The 23,575-nt window shown below is 55.9% G+C and carries 21 protein-coding genes; 8 read left to right on the top strand and 13 right to left on the bottom strand.

All coding sequences use genetic code 11. From position 1 onward, the window contains the following. The first annotated feature begins 103 nt into the window (after positions 1 to 103). Entirely contained in the window at positions 104 to 520 is a 417-nt protein-coding gene (locus ACHUE7_RS17500; RefSeq protein ID WP_394171171.1) for a RidA family protein, read from the top strand. Positions 521 to 976: 456 nt separating this feature from the next. On the opposite strand, the gene ACHUE7_RS17495 is transcribed toward ACHUE7_RS17500, so the two are convergent. The 3 genes from ACHUE7_RS17495 to gloA form a co-directional block, all read right to left on the bottom strand. Continuing rightward, on the bottom strand, positions 977 to 2,158 hold the full coding sequence (locus tag ACHUE7_RS17495; protein WP_394171169.1) for a GGDEF domain-containing protein: 1,182 nt from the start codon (positions 2,156 to 2,158) through the stop codon (positions 977 to 979). After that, positions 2,125 to 2,595, bottom strand: a complete 471-nt coding sequence (locus ACHUE7_RS17490; protein WP_394171168.1) for a hypothetical protein — start codon at positions 2,593 to 2,595, stop codon at positions 2,125 to 2,127. The genes ACHUE7_RS17495 and ACHUE7_RS17490 overlap by 34 nt, the downstream gene beginning before the upstream one ends. 276 nt (positions 2,596 to 2,871) lie before the next feature. Beyond that, positions 2,872 to 3,429 (bottom strand): lactoylglutathione lyase, encoded by a 558-nt coding sequence (gene gloA, locus ACHUE7_RS17485; RefSeq protein ID WP_394171167.1) that lies wholly within the window; start codon positions 3,427 to 3,429, stop codon positions 2,872 to 2,874. A gap of 153 nt (positions 3,430 to 3,582) precedes the next feature. Between gloA and ACHUE7_RS17480 the strand changes: the two genes are divergently transcribed. Genes ACHUE7_RS17480 through ACHUE7_RS17470 form a run of 3 tightly spaced genes read left to right on the top strand, consistent with a single transcriptional unit; the run spans position 3,583 to position 7,359 of the window. Next, on the top strand, positions 3,583 to 3,831 hold the full coding sequence (locus ACHUE7_RS17480) for a hypothetical protein (protein ID WP_394171166.1): 249 nt from the start codon (positions 3,583 to 3,585) through the stop codon (positions 3,829 to 3,831). Next, positions 3,824 to 5,575 (top strand): ABC transporter ATP-binding protein, encoded by a 1,752-nt coding sequence (locus tag ACHUE7_RS17475; RefSeq protein ID WP_394171165.1) that lies wholly within the window; start codon positions 3,824 to 3,826, stop codon positions 5,573 to 5,575. The genes ACHUE7_RS17480 and ACHUE7_RS17475 overlap by 8 nt, the downstream gene beginning before the upstream one ends. Next, on the top strand, positions 5,572 to 7,359 hold the full coding sequence (locus ACHUE7_RS17470) for an ABC transporter ATP-binding protein (protein ID WP_394171164.1): 1,788 nt from the start codon (positions 5,572 to 5,574) through the stop codon (positions 7,357 to 7,359). Before ACHUE7_RS17475 ends, ACHUE7_RS17470 begins: the two co-directional genes overlap by 4 nt. A gap of 135 nt (positions 7,360 to 7,494) precedes the next feature. On the opposite strand, the gene ACHUE7_RS17465 is transcribed toward ACHUE7_RS17470, so the two are convergent. Both ACHUE7_RS17465 and ACHUE7_RS17460 read right to left on the bottom strand, forming a co-directional pair. Next, positions 7,495 to 8,592, bottom strand: a complete 1,098-nt coding sequence (locus ACHUE7_RS17465; RefSeq protein WP_394171163.1) for a histone deacetylase family protein — start codon at positions 8,590 to 8,592, stop codon at positions 7,495 to 7,497. Positions 8,593 to 8,656: 64 nt separating this feature from the next. After that, positions 8,657 to 9,187 carry a GNAT family N-acetyltransferase gene (locus ACHUE7_RS17460; RefSeq protein ID WP_394171162.1) on the bottom strand — a complete coding sequence of 177 codons (531 nt, stop codon included), beginning with the start codon at positions 9,185 to 9,187 and terminating at the stop codon, positions 8,657 to 8,659. Positions 9,188 to 9,450: 263 nt separating this feature from the next. Here ACHUE7_RS17460 and ACHUE7_RS17455 point away from each other — a divergent pair, with 263 nt between their 5' ends. After that, positions 9,451 to 10,065, top strand: coding sequence for a LysE family translocator (locus ACHUE7_RS17455; protein WP_394171161.1), 615 nt, complete (start codon positions 9,451 to 9,453; stop codon positions 10,063 to 10,065). Between the two features lie 499 nt (positions 10,066 to 10,564). Next, the gene (locus ACHUE7_RS17450; protein WP_394171160.1) at positions 10,565 to 11,590 is read left to right on the top strand and encodes a DUF2157 domain-containing protein; all 1,026 of its coding nucleotides are present in this window, start codon (positions 10,565 to 10,567) and stop codon (positions 11,588 to 11,590) included. A gap of 39 nt (positions 11,591 to 11,629) precedes the next feature. Here ACHUE7_RS17450 and ACHUE7_RS17445 read toward each other — a convergent pair whose 3' ends face one another. The 7 genes from ACHUE7_RS17445 to ACHUE7_RS17415 form a co-directional block, all read right to left on the bottom strand. Next, complete coding sequence (locus ACHUE7_RS17445) at positions 11,630 to 13,111, bottom strand: PhnE/PtxC family ABC transporter permease (RefSeq protein WP_394171159.1); 1,482 nt, start codon at positions 13,109 to 13,111, stop codon at positions 11,630 to 11,632. Further along, positions 13,108 to 13,773 carry an ATP-binding cassette domain-containing protein gene (locus ACHUE7_RS17440; protein WP_394171158.1) on the bottom strand — a complete coding sequence of 222 codons (666 nt, stop codon included), beginning with the start codon at positions 13,771 to 13,773 and terminating at the stop codon, positions 13,108 to 13,110. The genes ACHUE7_RS17445 and ACHUE7_RS17440 overlap by 4 nt, the downstream gene beginning before the upstream one ends. Next, entirely contained in the window at positions 13,770 to 14,636 is an 867-nt protein-coding gene (locus tag ACHUE7_RS17435) for a putative selenate ABC transporter substrate-binding protein (protein ID WP_394171157.1), read from the bottom strand. The genes ACHUE7_RS17440 and ACHUE7_RS17435 overlap by 4 nt, the downstream gene beginning before the upstream one ends. A 213-nt stretch (positions 14,637 to 14,849) precedes the next feature. After that, positions 14,850 to 15,905, bottom strand: coding sequence for a biotin synthase BioB (bioB, locus tag ACHUE7_RS17430; protein ID WP_394171156.1), 1,056 nt, complete (start codon positions 15,903 to 15,905; stop codon positions 14,850 to 14,852). A gap of 264 nt (positions 15,906 to 16,169) precedes the next feature. Next, positions 16,170 to 17,066: a bile acid:sodium symporter family protein gene (locus ACHUE7_RS17425; protein ID WP_394171155.1), complete on the bottom strand. Its 897-nt coding sequence runs from the start codon at positions 17,064 to 17,066 to the stop codon at positions 16,170 to 16,172. A 25-nt stretch (positions 17,067 to 17,091) separates the two neighbouring features. Then, positions 17,092 to 18,828: an AMP-binding protein gene (locus ACHUE7_RS17420; RefSeq protein ID WP_394171154.1), complete on the bottom strand. Its 1,737-nt coding sequence runs from the start codon at positions 18,826 to 18,828 to the stop codon at positions 17,092 to 17,094. Positions 18,829 to 19,218: 390 nt separating this feature from the next. Continuing rightward, positions 19,219 to 20,106 (bottom strand): LysR family transcriptional regulator, encoded by an 888-nt coding sequence (locus ACHUE7_RS17415; protein WP_394171153.1) that lies wholly within the window; start codon positions 20,104 to 20,106, stop codon positions 19,219 to 19,221. Positions 20,107 to 20,318: 212 nt separating this feature from the next. Between ACHUE7_RS17415 and ACHUE7_RS17410 the strand changes: the two genes are divergently transcribed. Next, entirely contained in the window at positions 20,319 to 20,885 is a 567-nt protein-coding gene (locus ACHUE7_RS17410) for a YceI family protein (RefSeq protein ID WP_348473829.1), read from the top strand. 21 nt (positions 20,886 to 20,906) lie between these two features. Continuing rightward, positions 20,907 to 21,737 carry a hypothetical protein gene (locus ACHUE7_RS17405; protein WP_394171152.1) on the top strand — a complete coding sequence of 277 codons (831 nt, stop codon included), beginning with the start codon at positions 20,907 to 20,909 and terminating at the stop codon, positions 21,735 to 21,737. A gap of 28 nt (positions 21,738 to 21,765) precedes the next feature. On the opposite strand, the gene ACHUE7_RS17400 is transcribed toward ACHUE7_RS17405, so the two are convergent. Then, complete coding sequence (locus tag ACHUE7_RS17400; protein WP_394171151.1) at positions 21,766 to 23,499, bottom strand: methyl-accepting chemotaxis protein; 1,734 nt, start codon at positions 23,497 to 23,499, stop codon at positions 21,766 to 21,768. Positions 23,500 to 23,575 lie beyond the last annotated feature (76 nt).

The following is a 23,575-nucleotide window of genomic DNA, read 5'->3' as shown; positions in this document are numbered from 1 at the left end:
ACAAACAATGTTGACGGTAATGGCCAGTTTATCGGCCCCGAAAGCGGCTTTACAGTAGCCCCATCACTAACCAGGGCCTGGTTGCCCAAAGATGGAGTTACCCATGAACAAACGTGACGTCGTTTTCCCGCCTGGACGCCAGGCACTTTACGAACAGAACCGCTATTCACCGGCGATCCGTTCCAACGGGCTTTTGTTTGTTTCCGGGCAGGTAGGCAGCCGTGAGGACGGCTCGCCGGAACCCGACCTGGAAAAACAAGTACAACTGGCGTTCGATAATCTGAATGCCATTCTCAAGGCGGCAGGCTGCACCTTTGACGATGTGATCGACACCACCCTGTTTGTTGTCGACCCTGAGTCGGTGTTTGGCCCTGTCATGAAGGTAGTGCATGAAAACTGGGGAAAGGCGCCATTCCCAACACTGACCGGCATTGGAGTTACCTGGTTGTTTGGCTTTCAGTTTGAAATCAAGGTGATCGCAAAATTGCCGGAAGATGCTGCTAGTTCAATATCTCGATAACGGCAAAAACCAGAACAGTCGAGAACCAGACATTTAAGGGCTCTTGAAAATGGTTGTTCGATTGCTTGCATTAATGCATTGGGGGGATCTCCTACTAGCGTTCCTGGGCCCTGCCGGCTGCGCCGCCAGCTGGGCTACCAAAAACAGCCCTCAACGAGCCAGAATGGCGCTGGCTTCGTTATGCAGTTGTCGCCCACCCTGTTCAGCAGTGAGCACACCGTAGCCGATTTCGTGGCTGATGCGTTGCACTGCTGGTAATTGTCGGGGGTCGAGTGATGTTGTGTAAGGTACTGTGGCATGACAGGTGTCGAGCGTCCAAATATGTCCCGCTAGCGCTCGAGACACCCACTCTAGCAGGCAAAGTAACGTTAAGATCTCCAGGGCACTTGAAGGTGATGCCCACTGTCACAAAGGATGGGTGCCCAGACCAGTATTGCCTTGTTCTGTCAAAAGGTGTCAGGTCCTTGTTGATTCACCTGAATTTTCTTCGCTCTGTGATTCGTCGATGACAGCGTCTTTGCCGCTTACTTTTACCTGGTACAGAAGACTGTCTGCCCGGTTTAGCACGTCTTCCCCTGTTGTGTCGGTGTCGCCACTGGTTGCCAGGCCGGCACTTAGGGTCAATGTTTTCAATGGGCTGGCGGGGTTGTCGATGCCAAGTCGGCGCACTGCAGTAATGGCTCTGTCAGCAATTGGGCGCGCCTCTTTCTGACGCGTATTGGGCAAAAGGATGGCCAGTTCTTCACCGCCGTACCGGTAAACCTGATCGCCGGGTCTCAGGGTTTGGGTGATGACTTCAACCACCTGTTGCAAGGCTTCGTCACCGCGAGTATGACCAAATTGGTCATTGTAGGTTTTGAAGTAGTCCAGATCGCACATCAGCAACGAAAAACTGTCGCCGCCTTTCTTGAATCGATTGAAATGGCGCTGAAGGTCCTGGTCGAAGGCTCGTCGGTTTTGTGCGCCGGTCAGTGCATCTTCCAACGCTTTTTCCATCCAGGATACCTGGGATTTCAAAGAACGATTGGTGCGTCGTCTCTGGAGTTCATAAAACACAAGAAACAATACACCCATGGAGTAGGCAATGCCGGTAACGGTTAAAAACCAGCGTTGACTGCGATCGAGGCGTTCGGCCATGTGCAGGGCACGTGTCTGACGCAATTCCCACTGATGTTGTTCAATGGAAGTCGCGCACTGAATGACGGGGTTGACCGTGCGCACGACGGACGCCAGATCGGTCGTGGCGGCACTCGTCAGACGATCTAGCAGTTGATCGAGTTGGTTCAAGCTCGGTTCAGTGCAGTCATAACGCTCCAGGTAGAGCCCAACATTCAGGAAGCTGTAGGCCAGTTCAAATTGAAAATAGCCGTCTTCGAACTGCTCGTTATCCAGTGGCTCTGAGGCCAGTATCGTGAGCCCGTTTTGCAAATACTCGCGTGAACGGGTGATGATCTGGCGGCCTACCTGTGGGTCGCCCACAGGGCCGAAATGGCGCTGCAGGTCGGGGTAAAACCAGCGTACTTCGTACACCACCCAGGCAGCAACAACACCAAAGCTCAACGTGGCTAACCATAACCACCAGGATAACCGATTCTGCAGCAGCTTCACTCTACCGCCCTGATCTGTTGAATCATCCATACCCATTCGGTGAAGTCCCGCAGTATGTTCGGATCGCGATTGCGCAGGTCTTCCTCTACCAACCTGACCGGACCATGGGTTCGTAACGTCAGTGGCCGGTCGTTCTCATGGGTCATGAGAATCCAGTTTCGGTCTTGCCAGTTGGAGATGACGACGGTGTAACCATCGTGAGCCTGAAGTTCGATACTGCCGGGGGTGCCCTCGAAGTGCTGCGCGACAAAGTCTGCCAAGCGAACGCCCTGGATTGAGATCTGATCCCGACGGAAAGGCTCATAAATAGCTATGGAGACGTTTGCCTGGGTGTGTAGCTCCTCCAGGTTCATCACGCGGTTTTCAGTGCCTTGAATCAGCGTGATGCCATCGCGATGGTTCGTCGACCACGCCAGCATGGGTAGGAATAACGAAAGCGAAATAAGTGCCCTGTATAGCGTTTTCACGGAAAGCCCTCTTGTCCGTTGAGACCTGGAAACGCGGTGTTAGTGCGTCAGGTTGTGCCAGTAGCTCTTCCACACGCGACCGAATGTACAGCCTAGCCTTCAGGTTGGCTATTGAACGGTAGTCGCATGCTTCTACCTGACCTCGGGGTTGAAGGGAATGAAAAAGGGCACCGTGTTCTTGAATATCAAGGCCCCGAAGGCCGGTATCGGTCAAAAAACGTCCGACAGTGTACATGGACTGTATTGACCGAACCAACAAGAAGTTGCTGAGCCTGTTTACTCCCCAAGGTGCGCCGCTAAACCGGCTGGGATGCGGCTGGGTTCAAAGATCTCGATCCAATAGCCATCCGGATCTTGAATAAAGGCAAGGTCGTTCATTTTGCCGTCTTGTGGGCGCTTTACAAAGGGTACGCCCAGGGCTTCAAAGCGGGCGCAGGCATCGTCCAGGTTGGGCACGGCAAAGCCGATGTGGCCAAAGCCGCGAGGGTCGCTGTTGCCATTGTGGTAAGCCACTTCGTCATCCTGTTCCGAGCCCCAGTTGTACGTCAGTTCGAGCATGGCTGGGCGGCTGAACGTCTGTTCCGTGCGTGTGTCCGTGTCGGTGGCCCAGTTTTTCAGGTCGGCCGGGTCTACGGCAGCCAGGAAATAGAGGGTGAATTGCATGTCGGGAAAGGGCAGTTTGCGCACCAGCGTCATGCCCATCACGCGGGTGTAGAAGTCCAGCGAGGCTTGAGGGGACTTGATGCGCAGCATGGTCTGGTTGAAGACAAAACCTTCGGTTGCCGGGTCGCGGGCTTCACACAGGCCTTCGGCAGTTTCAAAATGGCGGCTCATCGTTACTCCTGTTGTTGCTTGAAGGGTTATCGGCGCACAGTAAAGCCCAAACACTGGGTTGGCTCAAGCGCTGGGGAGGGTCAGGCCGTCAAAGCCGGGCTGTACTTTCAAAATGAAAAGTGTACACTTTTCAAAACTTCCCCGGAGTTCCCCTTGCCAGATTCGACCGACAAGCCAGACGGCTGCTGCAGCCGCGGTGGTGCCCGGCCCGGCTGTGGCCGTAAACCCGGCATCAAAACACGGCCGGTTCGCCTGCCGGTTTGGTTGCTCGACGCACTCGAACAGCAATGCGATGTTCGCCACGCCATTATCCGTGCCTGTCAAAACGAATACGGCATCGAGCCGCCCGCCCATGCCTCCGAACCTCCTGCCTGCAGCACGCCTGAGAAAGCCGATGACTAAACGCCAGTTCCTTCTTCACTATTTCTTGCTGAATAAGTGGTCGTACCTGATTGCTGTGGTTTGTATTTTCGTGGTCAATTGGCTGCAGGTCGAGATTCCGCGCTACATTCAGCAGGCCATCGATCTGCTTGGCAAAGCCGACCAGGCGGCCCGCAGCAATTTGAACGAATACGTTCTGTGGGTGGTTGCCTTTTCGCTGATCATGGTCGGTGTGCGCATCCTGTCGCGGATGTATTCACTGAACCCGGGGCGGATTACAGAAGCGACATTGAAGAACGACCTGTTTTTTCGACTGAACAGATTACCCAACGCCTATCATCAGCAGTTTCAGTCCGGCAAACTGATTTCGATCATCAACAATGACATGAACGGCATCCGGCTGTTCTACGGCATTGGTTTCCTGCAGACCGTGAATGTGATCTTCGCGCTGACGTTGACCCCGATCTGGATGTGGCGTATTTCGCCCTCGCTGATGCTGTATTCGGTCATTCCGGTGGCGCTGGCGTTTATTGCCTTTAACCAGGGCTTTATGCGAATGCGCAAGTACCAGGCCGAGCGAATGCAACGGTTGCAACGGCTTTCCGAACAGTTGATGAACTACCTCTCCGGCATCGACCTGATCAAGAACCAGCAGATGGGCCCCTGGGTGTTGGCCGAAATCGAGCAGGTCAACGGCCGCCTGCTGGATACCATTATGCGAGTGACCCGGATACAGACATTCATTCTGCCGTTGCTGGATTACGCCAACGACTTGATGAAGGTTGTGATTCTCGGGTTCGGGGGTTACATGGTTCTGCAACAGGGGCTGACGCTGGGGGAAATGACCGCCTTCCTGTCGTATTCCGCGCTGTTGGCGTTGCCACTGGCGCAGTTGGGCCGGATTGCCGTGGTCTATCAGATGGGGATGGTCAGCATCGAAAGTGTTCAGTCTATTTTGAATGCCGAGATACCCGAGACGGATCGTACGCCACCTCAGCCAGCGGCGTCGGCCGGGCGGACACTCAGTGTCCGCCATCTGAACTTCGCCTACCCGGGGCAGGATACCCTGGCGCTGAAAGACATCAGCTTCGATATCGGGCCCGGTAAAAAGGTCGGTGTGCTGGGCAGCATCGGCTCCGGGAAAACGACGCTGGTCAATTGCATTAACCATCACCTTGATGTACCTGAAGGGCATGTTTTCTGGGGCGACGAAGACATTGCCCGACTGCCGCGACGACAGTGGCGGGGGGCTGTGCGAACCATTACTCAGGAGCCCTATCTGTTCTCTGATACGGTAGAAGCCAATGTCCGTTTCGGAACCGATGGGCAGCCGGTCGACAAACATCAGATCGACGAGGTACTGGCGCTGAGCCAGTTGAGCGACGACATCTCGCGCTTTCAGGACGGCGACCAGACCCTGGTGGGCGAGAAAGGCATTATGCTCTCCGGCGGCCAGAAGCAGCGCCTGAGTATCGCGCGGGCACTGCTCAGCCCGGCCGACCTGATCATCATGGACAATGTGCTCTCTGCCGTGGATTACGAGACGGAGCGTAAAATCCTCGGCGGCTTGTTCAATCGCATCGGGCAGCAGTCGGTGCTGGTGGTGTCGCATCGCATCAGCGCTCTGGAAAATCTGGACAAGATTCTGGTGCTGCATAACGGGGAGATCATTGCCCGGGGTACCCATGAGCAATTGCTCGACAGCAGCGACTACTACCGGGAAACCTGGGAACTGCAGCAGCACGATGTGGAGGAAAGCGCATGATCAAGGGACTCGACATCAGCTACATTCGCCGCTTTGTGCAATTTGCGAAACCTTACAAAACCTGGGGGCTGATCGGCGTCGCGATGTTACCGCTGTCCATCGCGAGCAACCTGCTGTTTCCGTGGTTGACCATTAAGATTATTGACGACTATTTATCCGTCGGCGAATTCGAAGGCTTGCCTCTGCTGATCGGGCTGATGGTTGCTGTGGTGGTCGTCAACTACATCGCCGATTCCTGCTATTCGTTCTTCCTGCGCAAAACCGGGCAGTTCACGCTGTTTGATATCCGCATGTTGCTGTTCCGGCGCATTCTGAAATTGCCTCGAACCTATTTCGACCGGACACCAACCGGCGTCACCCTGTCGCGTCTGACTGGTGACCTGGAAGCCATTTCCGATTCCTTCGTCATGGGTGTTCTGTCGATGGTGCGGGACCTGATCAACACCATCGCGTTGATCATCCTGATGCTGGTCATCGACTGGAAGCTGACGCTGATCGTGCTGACCGTCTTTCCGCCGGTGCTCTACATCACCAAACTGATTCGCGACAAACTGCGCAGCATGTATCAGATTACCCGCAGCGCTCTGGCCAAGGGCACCGGTTTTTTGCAGGAGTGTCTGCTGGGCGTCAAGACCGTGCAGTTGTACGGCGCCGAAGAGGAAGTTGAACGACGCTATGCCGACTATACCCAGTCGTTTTTGCAGGCTCAGTTGAAGTCGAACAAATACGATGCCGTGCTGTTTTCGGTGATTACCGGTGTGACCACCATCACCATTGGTCTGATCATCTGGTACGGCTCCGGCAAGGTGGTGCAGGAGGCGGTGACGCTCGGTGTGCTGATCGCCTTCATTAACAACATGGAAAAAGTCTTCGTACCGCTGCGTGATTTCACCGGGCAGATTGCCGCCATTCAGCGGTCGTTCGCCGCGTTCGATCACATCGACGAACTCTTTCAGGAGCCGCTGGAGGAAGACGGCCGTGACCTCATCAGCCAAGACACCATGGGCGACCGGTTGCAGACCTTCGAGTCGCTGGAGTTTCGGGATGTGTCCTTCCGTTACGCCAACGATGCGCCCTGGGTTCTAAGAAACGTCTCCTTTCGGCTGGAAAAGGGCCATCAGCTGGCGTTGGTAGGCACGACCGGATCCGGTAAGTCGACGATTCTGAGGTTGATCTCAAAAGTCTACCAGGATTACGAAGGCAGCATTCTGCTCAACGGCATCGAACTGTCGTCCCTGTCGATCGAAGACGCCATGCCGCTGTTTTCTCTGATGCAGCAGGATGTGTACCTGTTCGACGAAAGCATTGCCTTCAACATTGGCCTCGGTAAACCCTCGGTAGACCGTGAACAGATACACGAAGCTGCACGCTATGTGTATGCCGATGGCTTTATCAAAACACTGCCCGGCGGGTATGACATGGAGCTGGACGGCAATGGCGGCAACCTCAGTGCTGGTCAGACGCAATTGATTTCCTTTGCCCGGGCTGTCGCCCAGGGCGGCCAGGTGATAATGCTTGACGAAGCGACCAGCTCCGTCGATTCGGTGACCGAAAACCTGATTCAACGGGCGATCAGCCGACTGTTTAAAGAACGGACCGTGATCGCCATTGCACACCGCCTGAGTACGATCCGGCACAGCGATACCATTCTCGTGCTTGAGCAGGGGCGTGTTGTCGAGCAGGGTAACCATGAGCAGTTGCTGGCGAAAAACGCCGTTTACGCCGGGTTGTTGCAACAAGCCGACGACCCGGGTGACGCCGGTGAGGAAGTGGTGTTGTCGTGATCCGTATGCGCACTGACGTCACGTAGGCAGCATTTGTACGCACCGGTTCTGCGATGGCTCTCGGTAAGGCTTGGAGGATGCAGCAATAAGGCGGGCGATGAGATGAACGCCCTGGCCAAACTGACAGGTCAGCGCCTATTCGTCGTCCGTGAAGGCTGAGCGATGATAGGCCGCTGCGGTCTCCACCTCTTTGATGCCCGTCTCACTGATTTCGGGCACATCACCGCCCGTCAAAACATCCAGGACGGCGTGAACGCCTTTTGATAACGAGGTCAGGTTGTAGCCGCCTTCGAGCACGAACGCCAGTTTGCCTTTGCAATGTGCATCGGCGATGCCCTGCACGATGCTGGTGATCACCTTGAACCCGTCGTAGGTCAGGTTCAGTGCCATATCGTTCCGGTGCGGATCGAACCCTGCCGATACCAGTATCAGGTCGGGTTGGTAGCGTTCAGCAGCGGGGACAAGGATGTCCCGGAAGGCTTTCTCAAAGGCGACGTCGCCGGCCGATTCGGGCAATGGCACATTGATGGTGTAGCCTTCCCCCAAACCAGCGCCTACTTCTTCCAGATGGCCGGAACCCGGATAAAAGGGTGCGGCACAATGAGTATCGAAAAACAGCACGCTGGGATCAGCCCAGAAAATATCCTGGGTGCCGTTGCCGTGGTGCGCATCCCAATCGATGATCAGAATGCGCTCGCAACCGAGTTTGGCGTGGGCATGTGCGGCCGCTACGGCGACGTTGTTGATCAGGCAGAAGCCACGGGCGCGTACCGGCTCGGCGTGGTGGCCCGGAGGGCGAACCAGGGCGAAGGCGCTGTCGGCTTTGCCGTGAACGACCGACTCTACCGCCGCGATGGCGAGGCCGGCGGCCATGACGGCGGCGTCGATGCTGTCGGGCGAGACGGCGGTGGTGTCTGAATCGAGCCAGGCGTTTTTACCAGTTAACGAGAACAGATAGTCCAGGTAGGCGCTGGTATGAACGCGAGCCAGTTGTTTGTAGCTGGCCTTCGGGCCGGTGCGAACATGAACGCCGCGAATCGGGTGCTCATCGAGGTAGGTTTTTACGGCAGAAATGCGGCCGGGGTGTTCGGGATAGCTCCATTTGAAGTCGAGCCCGCTCAGGATGGTTCTGACGCGCTTTTCAACCCGGCTGGGTAGATAGGGCACATCGACTTCCGGGTTGTGGCCAAGCATTATCTCATCATAGAAAACGTTAACCGTTCGGCTAGACATCAGATCGTCACCTCTTCCAGGAATTGTCCGGTGATTGCTTGGTTTGCGTTCTGCACCAGGGCTGTCATGTCAGAGCTTCCTTCACCTTGTGGGTGAATGCCGCAGCGCGAACACCGGTTGTTACAAAACCAAGCCGTGTCCAGGCTGATTTGGCTTCTTTGTTGGACGATGAGTACTCCAGCATTAGATCGTGCGCCCCCTGCTCGTCGGCAAAATCAACCAGGCTGCGCAGCAGTGCCTTGAAGATACCGGCTTTGCGAAACTCCGGCTCAACCCAGATGTCGTCGAGAATAGCAGACCGGTATTCTGCTACCGTCGCCTGTTCCCAGATACTCTGACTAGACCAGACAGTAACATCCCCCATACCGATCAACCCCACACCGGGCTGCTCGGCAACGACGACGCGTTTGTCGGGCGAGGCCAGTGCCGCTTCTAGCACCTCGAGCAGCCGCTGGTATTCCGACTCCTTGAGTTCCAGCTCTGGCCCCCCGGTTACATGAAGCGCAAGCTTTTTGAGAAAATCCACAAGCTTGGGTAAATCCGCCTCGGTCGCATCGCGGATGGTGTAGGCGGGTGTCTGCTTTTTGGTAGCCATCCCAGGTATTCCTTATTGGTGTCTCTTATTGAATATGGCTGTCACTTGCTTCACAGAGAGATGCCGTTCAACTAGGTAAGCAGCTAAACCGGTGTTTGTCACTCGAACCACTGTTCTTAGAACGTTCATATGAGTGGCTATCACAGCCAGGGCATTGATAGCTTGAGTGGATAGAGTGAGATGGGTGCGTCGGTTGTGCGTTCACAGTAGACAGCAACCCGGACAGCCTTCATAGTGGTTTTTTGGTCAGTGAGGGGGCTTTCATGGCGCTGGACATCTGGTTGATTTATCTGGTTGCGGTCATTGGGTTGTCGTTAACACCCGGGCCCAATAGCCTGCTCGCGCTGACCCATGGCGCGCTTTATGGCCATCGACGGTCTCTGTTTACCATCAGCGGCGGCACACTTGGTTTTATTATCGCCATTGCCTTGTCGATGTTTGGTATCGGCCTATTATTGCAGGCCTCAGCCCATGCGCTGATGGTGTTGAAATGGGTAGGGGCTGTGTATCTGGTGTGGCTGGGCATCCAGGTCTGGCGCTCACCTCCGCCTCAGGTCGGGTATGTTTCGGAATTGAAATGGGTATCTGGCGCTACATTGTTCCGGCAAGGCTTGTTGGCCGCTGTGTCGAATCCCAAGGTGCTGTTGTTCTTTGGTGCTTTTCTACCGCAGTTTCTGGACCCGAATGCGGCCCTGTTACAGCAGTTCGTGATTATGGCGCTGACCTTTGCCGTGGGTGAGTTCTTTGTCGAGTACGGGCTGGCGCGATTGGCTTTTACCATTAGACCCTGGCTGGCCCGGGTTGGTAAGCGGTTTAATCAGGTCTGTGGCGGGCTGTTTATTGCCATTGGCTCAGCCTTACCGTTTACCAGTAATTAACATCGGCGTTTTTGAGCGCGATGCCTGCCCTGCATTCCGGTTAAAGGTTCCTCAATAGCTGTTAGTCCTTGGGTGATTAATTGGATGTGGATGCCCACTTATTCCGGCAGCCGCCTAAACGTTGGGGTTCCAGTCGGGTGCCCCCTGGTTGGCGCAGTCTGTGTTGCTTCTGGCGTATCGTGCCAGGTCAGTAAAGGCACCGCGCCAAGGTTGTTCAGCCCAATGTCCTTTTTAAGGTGATCGCTCAGGTGAGCCATGTCCAGGCGCATGGCCCGCTGGTGTTTTAACCACCTGGCGCGCTGATACCATGATCTGATGACGTTCAGGAGTTGAAGGGTCCACATGGCTGCTTCCTCATAGTTGCTGTGTTTGATTTGAGTACGGCCATGCTAATTCCTCATGTTAACTTTAGGTCAAGTGCGAATGACGAAAATAATAGGGCAGGTGACAGGCCAGTTCAGATGGCTTGCTGATCTAGCCAAAACAAGGAAATAACCGAATGAAAATAACAAAAAGCGCAATGGACGCGGCCGTAGCCGAAGGCATTCTCTCGCAGGAGCAATCCTCGCGGTTGCTGGCGTTTCTGCAAGCCCGACCGGAGGTTGGTCCAAGCTTCAGCCTGACCCATGTGCTCTACTACCTTGGCGGGCTCATTGCCATTGGCGCTATGACGTTGTTTATGGGCCTTGGCTGGGAAGCCTTTGGTGGCTGGGGCATTGTGTGTATCTCTTTTCTCTATGCGGCAGGTGGGTTACTGCTTGCCAACCGGTTTCAAAAGCAAGGATATGCCATTCCAGCGGGTATATGTGCCACCTTCGCGGTGTTTCTCACACCGCTGTTCATCTATGGGCTTCAGCAAGGGTTGGGTGTCTGGCCCGAAGGCAGTGAGTACCGTGATTACCACCGGTACATTAAGTGGCATTGGCTATATATGGAGCTCGGTACGCTTGCCAGTGGTGTCATCATTGCCCGCCTCTACAAATACCCCTTTCTGGTTTTGCCGATCGCCTTCACTCTGTGGTACTTATCGATGGATCTTGCGGCCATGCTGGTGGGTGAGCGGCCCGATTTTGAATTGCGGTCGCTGGTATCGCTGTATTTTGGTTTGCTGATGCTGGGCCTGGCGTTCTGGGTGGACATTCGGGCCAGGCATTCGGCGGATTACGCGTTCTGGCTTTACCTGTTCGGTGTGTTGACGTTCTGGGGTGGCCTGACCGCACAGAATTCTGACAGCGAGTTGTCGAAACTGCTGTATTTTGGCATTAACCTGTTAATGATGGGCCTGGGTGTGATGCTGGTGCGCAGGGTTTTTGTGGTATTTGGTGCGCTGGGCGGTAGCTTTTATCTCGGGTACCTCGCCCACTCGGTGTTTGAAGACAGCCTGCTGTTTCCGATTGCGCTAACGGCGATTGGCCTGGCGATCATCTATCTGGGTGTTCTGTGGCAGAAGAATGAGCAGAGTCTTACCGTGAAAGTGCGAAGCGTTTTGCCGGTTGCCTTGCGAGAATTGCTGGACTCCAAGTAACGTTAATCCGCCGCTTACATCCTCACAGAGGTTGTGTTCTCAGCACACCTGTACTTGCTGCTGCAAATGCAACCGTCGCCGTATCCGCCGCGCGAAACCATCGACGCCGATGTTCAGAATGGCGCTGGCGACAAGCAGCATGACGGCCCGGTCGAAACGGAATTCGGCAAAGGCGGAATCGATAAAGAAACCAAGGGTGGGAATGCCGAGCATGCCGAGAATCGCGGTCTCGCGGATGACGGTTTCGAAGCGGTAAAGTGAGAACGCGAGGAACAGACGGAACTGGCGCGGTAGCACTTCAAAAAAGTAACGGTTCACGCCGCGGGCGGCATCGTCGCGCAGTATTAGGGTGTTGCTGTACTGGCCGATCAAGTGAGCGATGATGGCGCCGTTGTGCAGGCCGAGCGCGATGATGGCAGGTAACATGCTGGGGCCCAGCAGAATCAGAGCGATAAAAGCCAGCAGGTATTCCGGCAGCGAGCGCAGCACGACCAGAACACCGTGGCTCAGGCCACGCGTCCAGCGGTTACCAAACAATCGCGAAACGGACGGGAACAGCATTACGCCGAGCAGCCCCATCACCACCAGCGAGAGTATTGCCAGCACCAGGGTGTTGACCAGTCCCGGCCAAAGCTGGCTTTGCCACAGGTCGGCCAACCAGGGCCATGCATCGACGCCGCTGCGCAGTGGTGCGGGCACGATGTCGTAGGTCAGAAACTGCCAGATCAGGCTGGCGTTTACTGGCGCGACTGGCGGCAGCCACCACAGGGCTGCCAGGAGCAAGGCGGGAATCATCCAGCCACGGCACCAGCGATGCTGGGTCGCAATCAGAATCAGCAGCGCGTAGAAAAACGGCGCTGCTTCTGCGTAAAAGCCCTGGCGCAGCAAACTTTCCAGATGGTAGCCCAGCGTTGGCAGGCCGATGAAGCCGAGAACGGCGGAGCTGCGAATGCCGCATTCCAACCGGTAACGGGTATAGGCGGCGAGGTTGGGCCAGGCCTGGGGCAGGGTGGTGAACATCAGGCTCGACAGGCGGCTGGCGTTGGCTGGTAATGCCTGGCGCGGGGCCGGGTCGGTCTCTTCGAACAGCTCACCGTAGACCTTGGCGAAGATCCCGGCGTAGGGCACGGCAATGGCCAGCACGCCGGCCAGGGCGCTCAGCCCGAACAATTGAATGAACAGCAATGCCCAGAACAGTTCATGCACGGCGCGCAAAGACGCCGCGAGCCAGCGAACCGCACGCCGCCGATAGATCAGTGCCAGCCCGAAGCCGGCGACGGCGCCCAATGCTACCCCTTGAAACGCGAAAGCCAGAGTGGCCGCGATGGCCTCGCCCAGGGTGCGGGCCATTGGCCATTGCGGCCACAGCAAACCCTGCGCCAGCCGCCCCAGTTCCCGCCCGGGAGCCAGAGTATGAATCGCGATGTCGGCCCAGGGCAGGCATAAGAGTGCCAGTAGAACGAACAGGCCGATGGTGCGGCGCATGGCACCGGTATCGCGGGGCAGAGGGCGAGTGGTCATGAAACGTCTGACGGATAGAGCGGTTTGATGTCGCTACTGGTTAGCTGGTCGCTCGGGCGGTCGAATGCCACGCGGCCATCGCGAATGCCAATGATGCGATTGCAGTGTGTCAGCGCCTGTTCAACATTGTGCAAGGCGAGCACAACGGTTTCGTGTTGTTCGCACACCAGCGCAAGCAAGTCGTCGCCCTGGCGTTCGTCAATCGCCGACACCGGTTCGTCGCCAATAAAGACGGGGCGTTGCTGGTACAGTGCCCTTCCCAGATTCACACGGCTTTGCTGGCCGCCGGACAATTGTTCCACCGGTGTCCATAACCGCTCGCCCAGGCCGAGCCGGTTGGCCAGTTCAGCAATGTCACGACGGCGAGCCGGTGTCGGGCGAATCAGGTTCAGAAGGTTATAGGCTGTGGCATAGTGGTCGAGCCGGCCCATATAGAGGTTGTGAAAGACAGACAGTACCGGCACCAGGCCGGGCTGTTGCGGGCACCAGGCCACCTGGCTCGTTTGCTGCTCGCGCAGCGCTCGCAACAGAGTGGTCTTGCCCGCGCCGGACTCCCCCAGCAGCGCCACCCTTTCACCCGACCGGATGTTGAGATCCAGGTCGTGCAACACAGGGCGGCCGCTTACCGTCAGCGCGGCCTGTTGGAGTCGAAAACCGGTCACTGGGTGTCCATGATGCCGATGGATATTGCGGTCGCTTGAATGGGCGCGTAATCCGCATTGGTTGCGGGAATGAAACCGCTGCGCGGGAAGGCTGCGAGCAGGTCCGGGTCGGTCATATCCAGCAGTGCTTGTTGCACGCGTTGGGTGAAGCCGTCTCCGAAACGGGCGTCGGCATTACCGCGGATGGTCCACTGGTAATCCGGATAAGCCGGGGTTTCCCAAATGATTTGCATGACGTCGGTATCCAGCTCACCCGCTTCTACAGCGGCGTCCCAAACGGCGTAGTTCACCGCGCCTACGTCGTAGGCACCCGATTCGACCAAGGCAATGGTGCGTGAATGATCACCGGAGAAGCCGACCCGGCTGAACAGGGTTTCCGGCGCTTCATCGAACTGCTCGCGCAGGTAGAACTCCGGCATTAACCGGCCTGAAGTAGAGCCTTTGGAGCCAAAGGTGAAGCTTTTGCCGCGCAAGGCATCGGTTAATGTGTCGGCCGGTGCCAGGCCCGTGCTTTCGTGGGCGATGAAATAGGACTTAAAGGCGGTGTCTTCCTCGCCCTGCGCAATGGCCTGACTGCCCGGCACCAACTGTCGGGCCTGCACGCCGGTTAAGCCGCCAAACCAGGCCATTTGCACCTGGTCACTGCGAAACGCGCTGACGGCGGCAGAATAGCTTTTAACCGGAATGTATTGAACGTCGACCTCCAATTGCTGTTCCAGATAGTCCGCGATCTTGCCAAACCGTTCGGTTAACTGGCGTTCGTCCTGATCGGGGATGGCGGTGAACACAAAGGTGTCGGCCAGAACGGCTGGCGTGAGAAAAGTTGCCAGGCTGACGCAGAAAGTTTTTGTAATCCTGTTCATGGGGAGTGTCCTTGTTGAGGCCATTGTAGCAAATTGGCATGGGGGAATAGGGGCAGGAGTATATCAAAAGACTGCCCTGTACCTGTATTCACCTGCGCACGGTTGACCCGCTATTTGGAGAAACATTCGGGCGTTGGTGAGCGGAACTTTTGGGGAAGGCGGCGACTGCGGTGCGGTGATGGTTTGCCCATTGGTTATTCAGAGGCTCCCTAGCTAGGATCTGGAGCTGGCATCATAAAACAAGGCATTGGTTGTTTGGCGATTCAACGCATTCACTGCGTCGGCTTCCTGCTCTTTATGGTTGGCGTCGTGGTTGTGTTCGGTGTTGATGCCGAGTTTATTGAACAGACGGGCATCGGCGTCTTCTTCGGGGTTGGCGGTTGTCAGTAGCTTGCAGCCGTAAAATAGTGAATTGGCACCGGCCAAAAAGCACAGCGCCTGCATCTGTTCGTTCATGGCTTCACGGCCGGCGGAGAGCCGTACGTGGCTGGTGGGCATCATGATGCGGGCTACGGCAATGGTGCGGATAAATTCAAACTCATCGAGGTCTTCGACCTGTTCCAGTGGTGTTCCCGCTACTCTGACCAGTTTGTTGATGGGTACGCTTTCAGGGTGCGGCTCCAGGTTGGCCAGTTGCACCAGCAACCCGGCCCGGTCGCTGGCGCTTTCACCCATGCCAATAATGCCGCCTGAACACACCTTCATGCCGGCCTGGCGCACTTGTTCCAGCGTATCCAGTCGGTTCTGGTAGGTGCGGGTGCTGATGATGTCGGCGTAATAGTCTGGTGACGTATCGAGGTTGTGGTTGTAGTAATCGAGCCCGGCGTCTTTCAACATTGCGGCTTGCTGGGGGCTGAGCATGCCCAGTGTCATGCAGGTTTCCAGGCCCAGTGCTTTAACCCCACTGATCATCCCGATAACAGCGGGCATGTCTCTGTCGTGAGGGTTGCGCCAGGCTGCGCCCATGCAAAAGCGGGTGGCGCCATTGTGTTTGGCTTCCTTCGCCCGTTGCAGCACGGTTTCTACGTCCATCAGCCGTTCTTTTTTTAGCCCGGTATTGTAGCGAGCGCTTTGCGGGCAATATTTGCAATCTTCCGGGCAGGCGCCTGTTTTTATCGACAATAAGGTACTGACTTGTACGCGATTGGGGTCGAAATACTGGCGGTGAACGCTCTGCGCCTGAAACAGCAGATCATTGAACGGCAGTGCGAAAAGCTCACCTACCTCGGCGACTGTCCAGCCGTGGCGAATTGCACCGGGCGCCTGCATGAGAAATCCTTGTTGTTGAGTGGCGCCTGGAAGTCTAAGTGTGAGCCAATCGCAGTCAACTTTTTCGGATCTAAAATTTTACAGCTGGTTGATTGGTGATCGGGTGCCTTGTGGTGTTCAAACACCGTATTTGTTGGATCAATAAGCCGCAGTCAGATGTTTGCAGCCAACCGCATGGCTCAACCGGGTGTTGGAAAACAAGCGATGTATTCAGAGCAACACCTTGCGACGGTTAGCCGCAAGGTGTGACAGGAAGGGGATGCTTTAGGCAGGTTCGACTTTGGCCTGGTCTCGTTCCAGTTCTTCACGCCGGGTCCAGCGACGGTAGAAGACGGTGGCGATTGTGGAGTTGATCACGATAAACAGGGAGTACATAACGGGTATCAGCAGGATGAGTTGCTGGGTTTCGTCGGCGAACGTCATGATGACGATCAGCGCCGCCAGCGGACCATTCTGGATGCCGGTTTCCAGCGATACCGTTCTGGCTTTTTGCGGGTTCAGTCTGAGCACGCGGGAGAATATATAGCCGAAGGTGAAGCCAATGAGCCCGATTAATATCACCGCGGCATACACTTCCCAGTTGGTTTCGACCAGCAAGCGCCAGTTTCTGGGTACCCAGGTGATCACGAGAAAGATGATGACGATGGCCCCGAGAATTCCGCCCATCAGTTCGATAACGGCGCCGATGTTGGAATTTTTACGGCGCAGCCACATGCCGATCAGGGTGGGAATCAGCAACACAAACAATAAGCGCGCGATCTGGTCTGGCGGTATGCGAAACGCATCATCAATGCCCTGGGTATAAAACTCCATTAACAGGGGCACCATCACAAAGCCGGCCAGGGTGGAGCAAATGGTCATCATAATGCTCAGGCTGAGCAAGCTCTTTGAAAAATACGCAAAAATGTTGGAGGTGGTACCGCCCGGCATGCAGCCGATAAGCACCAGGCCTACCGTTTGTTCAACCGTTAAATTCAGTACCCGTGACAACACAAAGGCGATCAGCGGCATCAGCAAGTACTGAGAGGCAAAACCTACCCCCACTGCTTGCGGGTGACGCAAAGCCAGGCGGAAATCTTTAAAGGTGAGTGATGACCCCATGCCAAACATGATGATGACCATCATGACCGACAGTAAACTTTCTTCCAATGGACTAAGCATGTTCTGTGCTCCGACTGAGTAGCTATTATTGTTGTATGACGGCGGCGCGGACTTCTTTTCTGAGTACCTTGCCGACCGGCGTTTTAGGCAACTCATCCCAGAAGACGACTTTTCGGGGCACTTTATAGGCCGCGAGTTCCTGCTTGCAGTGGGCGATGATGTCGCGCTCGGTAATGCCCTCTTCGCGCAACACCACAAACGCCTGTACCGCTTCACCCGTTTGGTCGTCGGCGACGCCAATCACCGCTGATTCCTGCACCTGGGGGATGCGGGCGATGCAGTCTTCGATTTCATTCGGGTAGACGTTAAAGCCGCTGACCAGAATCATGTCTTTCTTGCGATCGACAATACTGAAGTGACCGTCTTCGGTCATCACGCCGATGTCGCCGGTATAGAACCAGCCGTCCCTGACGGAGTCGGCGGTATCCTGCGGGCGGTTCCAGTAACCTTTCATGACCTGGGGGCCTCGGACGATGATTTCGCCGGGGTCGCCGACAGGTACGGTGGCTCCCTGTTCATCGACGATGCGCACCTCGGTATCGGGTGCGGGGATGCCGATGCTGTTGGGGCGTTCCTGGCCGATCGGGTTGAAACAAATGACGGGTGCGGTTTCGGTTAGGCCATAGCCTTCAGAGATGGGGCTGCCGACTATGGTGCGCCAACGCTCGGCGACCGCTTGGTGCAGCGCGGTACCGCCTGCCATGGCTACCTTCATGGTTTTGGGCGGGTAGACGGTAAACCATTCTTCGTTCAGCAGTGCGTTATAGAGGGTATTGACCCCCGAGATAGCCGAAATCGGGTAATTATCGAAAGCGCGCTGGCAATTCTGGATGGGCCGGGGACTGGGCACCAAAACGTTGTGTGCCCCCTTGTGGTAGAAGGCCAGCAAATTCACCGTGAACGCAAAGATGTGGTACATCGGCAAGGCGGTCAGAATGCATTCCCTGCCGGGTTCGATGTGCCCCTGAACCACGGAATCGACCTGTTCCAGGTTGCTGATCAGGTTGCCGTGCGTCAGCTCAGCCCCTTTGCTGACCCCGGTAGTTCCGCCCGTGTACTGCAGCAGTGCGGTGTCTGAGCGAGTCAGATGTTCCCAGTATTGGCGAACGTCGAGGCTTGCCTGTGCTTTTGCTTCGCGGCCTTTTTTGAGGGCCAGGTTGATGTCGTCGGCTTTGACCTGATGGCGGGGTATCGCCCGGTTCCAGTATTTCAGTACGGCTTTGAGCACACCCCTAACTACCGGGGGAAACCACTGGGCAACGGAGGTGATGACCACTTGTTTGATGGCGGTTTTCGCCAGGATGGCGTCGAGTTTATCGACGAACATATCGACGATGACCAGCGCCTGGGCACCACTGTCGTTGAACTGGTGCTCCATTTCCCGCTTGGTGTAGAGCGGGTTGACGTTCACCAGTATGCAACCGGCTTTGAGAATGCCGAAGGCGACCACTGGCAAGGTCAGGCAGTTGGGCATTTGCACCGCAACCCGGGTGCCGGCTTCAAGCTTGATGCATTCGCGCAAATAGACGGCAAAGGCATCTGACATTTCATCAACTTCAGCGTAGGTAAGCCGGCCGTTCATGCCGTTTGGCATGCAGGTTGTGAACGCCAGGTGTTCGCTGTAGGTCTGGCTGGCCGTTTGTATCAGGGCGGGTAGATTGTCGTGCTTGTGTTGACTGGCTGTGTTGTTACCGGCCTCGGACCGGGCTGCCCGGTAATGGCTTTCCCAGGGCTTGCTATCGTAATACTGATCATTCGACATGAATGGCCTCGCAGTGATGACCTGTCAGCGTTCGGACCCCAAAGCAGTCTCCGGGTAACGTACTACAGGTCTTTGTTGTTTTTATTCCCCGATACAATACTCAACAGTGCTGTAAGGCAACAACCGCTTTAGCGTCTGTGTGTAGAAAACTGCACATATACCCTAACTACTCACGGATTATTGACCTCGATCGATGCTTTGCTAAGGAGCCGGCAACACTTGCCCTTATCTACTTGACACTGCATGCAAGTGTGGACGTTCCGTAACGACTGGCTCGCAGCCGCTGGTGGATCGGCTGAATCGCCATGCGGACATCATTCATCGCATCATGCCGGTGTCAGTGAAGCGACACGACTGAAAACCCGGTTTCCCGCTGCGGTGTGTAAACGGTCATTGATCCGAGAGGCGGGCTTTCAGAAAACCGAGCATCGCCTGCACTTTCATCGGCAGGTATTTTCGGGCCGGGTAGACCAGCCAGGCATGGACCATCCGGTCTTGCCAGTCGGTTAGGATGGGCGTCAACGCGCCGGAGTCCAGGTAGGTGCTGATGATGAAATCGGGCTGGTAAAGAACCCCGAGGTGCTGACAGGCTGCCTGGGCCAGCAAATCGCCGTTGTTCAACTGCAGAGCCGACCGAACCCTGACCCGGGCTTCTGCTTCGCCGCGTATCAGGGTCCAGTTGCAGGGTTGGGCGCTCAGTGAGTAGGTCAGGCAGGGGTGCGCTTCCAGATCTTCGGGCGTGTTGATGGCTGGGTGGCGGGCCAGGTATTCCGGTGAGGCTGCGCACTTCATGCGATAGGTGCCGAGCGGTTTGGCGATCAGGCTGCTGTCTTTGAGGTCGGCAACGCGCAGGCCCAGGTCGAAGCCTTCGGCAACCAGATCGGCGTGACGATCCGACAGTTCAATGTCCAGCTCTAGGTCGGGGTAGGTCCGTTTGAAATCGGGGATCAGTGGCATGATCAGCCGGCGCCCGAAGTCGAGCGGCATGGTCATGCGCAGAGTGCCGGTGATGGTGGTGGTCATGCGTTCGACGCGGGCATCGATGTTAGCCATCTCCTCCAGCAGCGGCACAACGTCGTGGTAGTAGCGTTCACCGGCTTCGGTCAGGGTGATGCGCCGGGTATTGCGACGCAACAGGCTGGTGTTCAGGGCCTGTTCCAGCGACTGGATCAGCTTGCTGGTTTTGGCGACCGATATGTTCAACTCCGTCGCAGCGCGGGAAAAACTACTGTGTTCGACTACGGCGCAAAACACCCGCAGGGCGTCCAATCGGTCCATCAACGGGCTGCTTCTTCTGACCTAACCGGTCATGGTACCCGGTTTTGGATTTGATGTTGGTGTCCTTATGCTTTCTATACATCAAAGTATAACTGGGGTCACTGTTTTCCAAATTCGAAAAAGCCATTTTCAATTACAGTGGATTACAGCATGCGAGTGACTCAGTAGAGTGGCGGGCTCTATTCTGTCTCACCCTCTACAAGGAAGCGATCATGAAAACTTTGTCCCTGACGCTGGCGGCCATTTCCGTCTCAATGATCAGTGCCTCGGCACTGGCCGCCAATTACCAGATTGACCATGCCCACTCGGCGGTCACTTTCGAAACCGGCCACCTGGGTGTTTCTCGTTTGCCCGGCCGCTTTAACGAATTTTCAGGCTCCTATACCTGGTCTGACGACAACCTGTCGGAAAATGCCGTATCAATTGAGATTCAGGCTAACAGCATCGACACCAACCACACCGACCGCGACGAGCACCTGCGCAGCCCGGATTTCTTCAACGTTCGCCAGTACCCGACCATTGAGTTTACCAGCACCGGTTACGAAGGCACCGCAGACGAAGGTGTGCTGACGGGTGAGATGACCATGCATGGTGTAACCCGCGAAGTGGAAATGAACATCGTGAAAATCGGTGAAGGTGACGACCCCTGGGGTGGCTTTCGTCAGGGCTTCGTAGCAACCACCGAACTGATGCGCAGTGATTTTGACATCGACTATTTCATCCCCAACGTGCCCGATGAAACCGAACTGACGATCTTCATTGAAGGTATTCGCCAATAACGGCCAGCGGGAGTTACGACCATGATTGGTGACATGCTGCTACCCACCGTTGTAATGCCATTGCTGGTCATGTTGGCGGCAGCGGCGGCCAGCTTGCGATTGAGTTGGGCGCCTGCGGTCGGGGTGTTGCTGGCGATACTGGGTGCCTTTGGCTGGATACAGGGCTTCCGGTTAAACCACTTGCTGGAACCTGCGGCGATGGATGGCCTTTGGCTGATGACACTGGTGGCCGTACTCGCTGCCAGTCTAGGCCGACGCCAGGGTGCGGCGCTGATGCTGCTCGGCCTTCCAATCAGTGTTTGGGTGGTTTGGGTGTTTGCCGGTTCAATTGGCCCGGTGGTCTGGGTAAGCCAGGCGCTGGCACTGCTGGTGCCGGTTGCACTGGTGGCCTTGGGTGCCGATAACCGGGAAGACTCGCCGAATACCACAGACTTCTGGATGCCGGGTTTTCTGGTCGCGCCGGTGGCGGTGCTGGCACCGACTGTCGGGCTGGCCGGCAGTATCAAGCTTGCTGAAATTGCCGGTGCCATGGGTGTGGTGATGGCGGTTTGCTGGTGGGTTGCCCGGGGTGCGCCGCTTATTGCCGGCTGGCAAGTGCCCCGTTTGTGGCAACGCTTGCTGCCCTGCCTGACGCTGCCGCTGATGTGGGTCGCACTGACGGCCTACCACCTGGTTGAAGTACCTGCCGTGGCTCTGCTGGCCGCCGCGCTGCCCTGGCTGGTTGGTAGCCTGTTTCGTGCCCGGCTTGAGGCAAGTCGCTGGTGGCTTAAGCTGGTCGTGTTGGTGTTGGTTACCGCATTGCCGCTGGCCTTCAGCCTCTGGTATGTGTGGCCGGAGCAGTCATTGTACTGACGAGAGCGTTAATGGTATCGATGCAGGCTTAGTCGTCGATTTTGGACAGCAAGCCTGCCAATTCCTCAATCTTCCCGACGGTTACTTTTACCAGGCTGTCTATTTCAGTGCTCGATTGCTTTGAGTTGGCAGCAAGGCTTCTTACTTCATCGGCGACAACGGCAAAGCCCCGACCGACATCGCCTGCACGCGCTGCTTCAATGGCAGCATTGAGTGCCAGCAAGTTGGTTTGTTCGGAAATGCCGTTAATGGCACTGACAATGGCGCTGATCTGTTTGCTGGCCTCCAGCACACTGGTCATTGCCACGTTCGTCTGACCCACGGCCTGTTTTCGATCTGTGATATCAAGCCCAAGCAAGAGGTACTGTGCAACCTCCTGTTTCACGTTTCTGAGGCAGCAAAGACGGGCGTCGAGGTGCAGTGCTTTGCCGTTTCGCTCAACACTGACCATCTTTTTAACCGACCCTTCGGTATCGATAAGCCCAATTTCTTCTTTCGTTAATCCATTAAACACAAGACTTGCGAAGTCTGCCTCTGAAGTGACGGGCAGCAGTTTGGTTTTGGCTAACTCATTCCAGTGCGCGTGTTTACCGTTGGGGGTTAGCTCTACGAGCAGCAATACTTCACTGATGGCGGCCAACTTGCGATTGAAGTCGAGGGCCATTTGTTTGACAGAGGTTATGTTTGCCTGGATGGATATGTATTTATCAATGGCGCCACTGTCATCGAAGATTGGATTAATGGAGAGGGATATCCAGTAAGGTTCACCACTGCGGCTGTAGTTTAATATCTCATCGTAAAAGGGCACTTGCTTGTCGAGCGCCTGGCGGATTCGGGCGATCGCTGCCTTGTCGGTCTCTGGCCCCTGAAGCAGTGCCCCCGGCTTCTTGCCAGCGACGTCCTGCAGGCTATAACCGGTAAGGCGTTCAAACCCCGGGTTAACGTAATCGATCAGGCCATGGGCGTCGGTAATGATGACTGAGTTGTCGGTTTCATTGGCGACCAGCGACAACAGTTTGAAATTCTCACGCTTTAACACGTCGGCAGTGATGTCGCTGGCAAACTTGATGATTTTCAGTACGTTGCCCTTTGGGTCCTTAACGGGATTATAGGTGGCCTGAATCCAGACATCCGACCCATCTTTGGCGATTCGCCGGTACTCGCTGGACTGAAACTGACCTTTGCGCAGGGTTTCCCAGAATGCCTTGTAATCCTTGCTTTGGGCATAGGCTGCATCGACGAACAGGCGGTGGTGATTGCCGACCAGCTCCTGCTTTTCATAGCCAAATACCGCGAGGAAGTTCTCATTGACGTCCAGAATGTTGCCATAAAGGTCGAATTCGATGACTGCCTGAGACCGAAGAATGGCCTGAACCTTTGACTCGTAATCCGATTCACGCAATACCTGGTTGGTAATGTCATTGGCAAATTTGATGATCCGGCTTACTTTGCCACCTTTCAGAATGGGCGTATAGGAAGCCTGCAGCCAAACCTTGCGGCCGTCTTTGGTGATTCGCTCGAACCGTGCGGTTTGTGCCTCGCCTGCCCGAAGGTTCTTCCAGAAGTCTTCGTACTGCCTGCTGTTCGCTTCATCGGGGTCTACAAACAACCGGTGGTGCTTGCCAACAACTTCGTCAGCCCGGTAACCCATGGTTTCCAGAAAAAGCGAATTGGCTTTAACAATGGTGCCATCGAGTTTGAACTCGATAGAGGCAAAGGTATTGTTGATTGCCGTGAGAACGTTGTTAGAAAAGCCGAGCATTGCCGGGTAGCTCCAAAAAGGGGTGGGTCAAGAGCGTCAGGCTCTGAGCAGGTTATCTGGCAGTTTAGACAAAACT

Origin of the sequence: Saccharospirillum alexandrii (genome assembly GCF_043641555.1) — a bacterium.
In the GTDB taxonomy this organism is placed as follows: domain Bacteria; phylum Pseudomonadota; class Gammaproteobacteria; order Pseudomonadales; family Natronospirillaceae; genus Saccharospirillum; species Saccharospirillum alexandrii_A.
The sequence above is the reverse complement of the archived record's forward strand: the minus strand, read 5'-3'. Positions and strand labels throughout refer to the sequence as shown.

What these genes read in the sequence shown, in the direction of transcription:
- ACHUE7_RS17500 (WP_394171171.1), top strand. Translation starts at nt 104, where the DNA reads ATGAACAAACGTGACGTCGTTTTCCCGCCTGGACGCCAGGCACTTTAC.
- ACHUE7_RS17495 (WP_394171169.1), bottom strand. Translation starts at nt 2,158, where the DNA reads ATGGATGATTCAACAGATCAGGGCGGTAGAGTGAAGCTGCTGCAGAAT.
- gloA (WP_394171167.1), bottom strand. Translation starts at nt 3,429, where the DNA reads ATGAGCCGCCATTTTGAAACTGCCGAAGGCCTGTGTGAAGCCCGCGAC.
- ACHUE7_RS17475 (WP_394171165.1), top strand. Translation starts at nt 3,824, where the DNA reads ATGACTAAACGCCAGTTCCTTCTTCACTATTTCTTGCTGAATAAGTGG.
- ACHUE7_RS17470 (WP_394171164.1), top strand. Translation starts at nt 5,572, where the DNA reads ATGATCAAGGGACTCGACATCAGCTACATTCGCCGCTTTGTGCAATTT.
- ACHUE7_RS17465 (WP_394171163.1), bottom strand. Translation starts at nt 8,592, where the DNA reads ATGTCTAGCCGAACGGTTAACGTTTTCTATGATGAGATAATGCTTGGC.
- ACHUE7_RS17460 (WP_394171162.1), bottom strand. Translation starts at nt 9,187, where the DNA reads ATGGCTACCAAAAAGCAGACACCCGCCTACACCATCCGCGATGCGACC.
- ACHUE7_RS17455 (WP_394171161.1), top strand. Translation starts at nt 9,451, where the DNA reads ATGGCGCTGGACATCTGGTTGATTTATCTGGTTGCGGTCATTGGGTTG.
- ACHUE7_RS17450 (WP_394171160.1), top strand. Translation starts at nt 10,565, where the DNA reads ATGAAAATAACAAAAAGCGCAATGGACGCGGCCGTAGCCGAAGGCATT.
- ACHUE7_RS17445 (WP_394171159.1), bottom strand. Translation starts at nt 13,111, where the DNA reads ATGACCACTCGCCCTCTGCCCCGCGATACCGGTGCCATGCGCCGCACC.
- ACHUE7_RS17435 (WP_394171157.1), bottom strand. Translation starts at nt 14,636, where the DNA reads ATGAACAGGATTACAAAAACTTTCTGCGTCAGCCTGGCAACTTTTCTC.
- bioB (WP_394171156.1), bottom strand. Translation starts at nt 15,905, where the DNA reads ATGCAGGCGCCCGGTGCAATTCGCCACGGCTGGACAGTCGCCGAGGTA.
- ACHUE7_RS17425 (WP_394171155.1), bottom strand. Translation starts at nt 17,066, where the DNA reads ATGCTTAGTCCATTGGAAGAAAGTTTACTGTCGGTCATGATGGTCATC.
- ACHUE7_RS17420 (WP_394171154.1), bottom strand. Translation starts at nt 18,828, where the DNA reads ATGTCGAATGATCAGTATTACGATAGCAAGCCCTGGGAAAGCCATTAC.
- ACHUE7_RS17415 (WP_394171153.1), bottom strand. Translation starts at nt 20,106, where the DNA reads ATGGACCGATTGGACGCCCTGCGGGTGTTTTGCGCCGTAGTCGAACAC.
- ACHUE7_RS17410 (WP_348473829.1), top strand. Translation starts at nt 20,319, where the DNA reads ATGAAAACTTTGTCCCTGACGCTGGCGGCCATTTCCGTCTCAATGATC.
- ACHUE7_RS17405 (WP_394171152.1), top strand. Translation starts at nt 20,907, where the DNA reads ATGATTGGTGACATGCTGCTACCCACCGTTGTAATGCCATTGCTGGTC.
- ACHUE7_RS17400 (WP_394171151.1), bottom strand. Translation starts at nt 23,499, where the DNA reads ATGCTCGGCTTTTCTAACAACGTTCTCACGGCAATCAACAATACCTTT.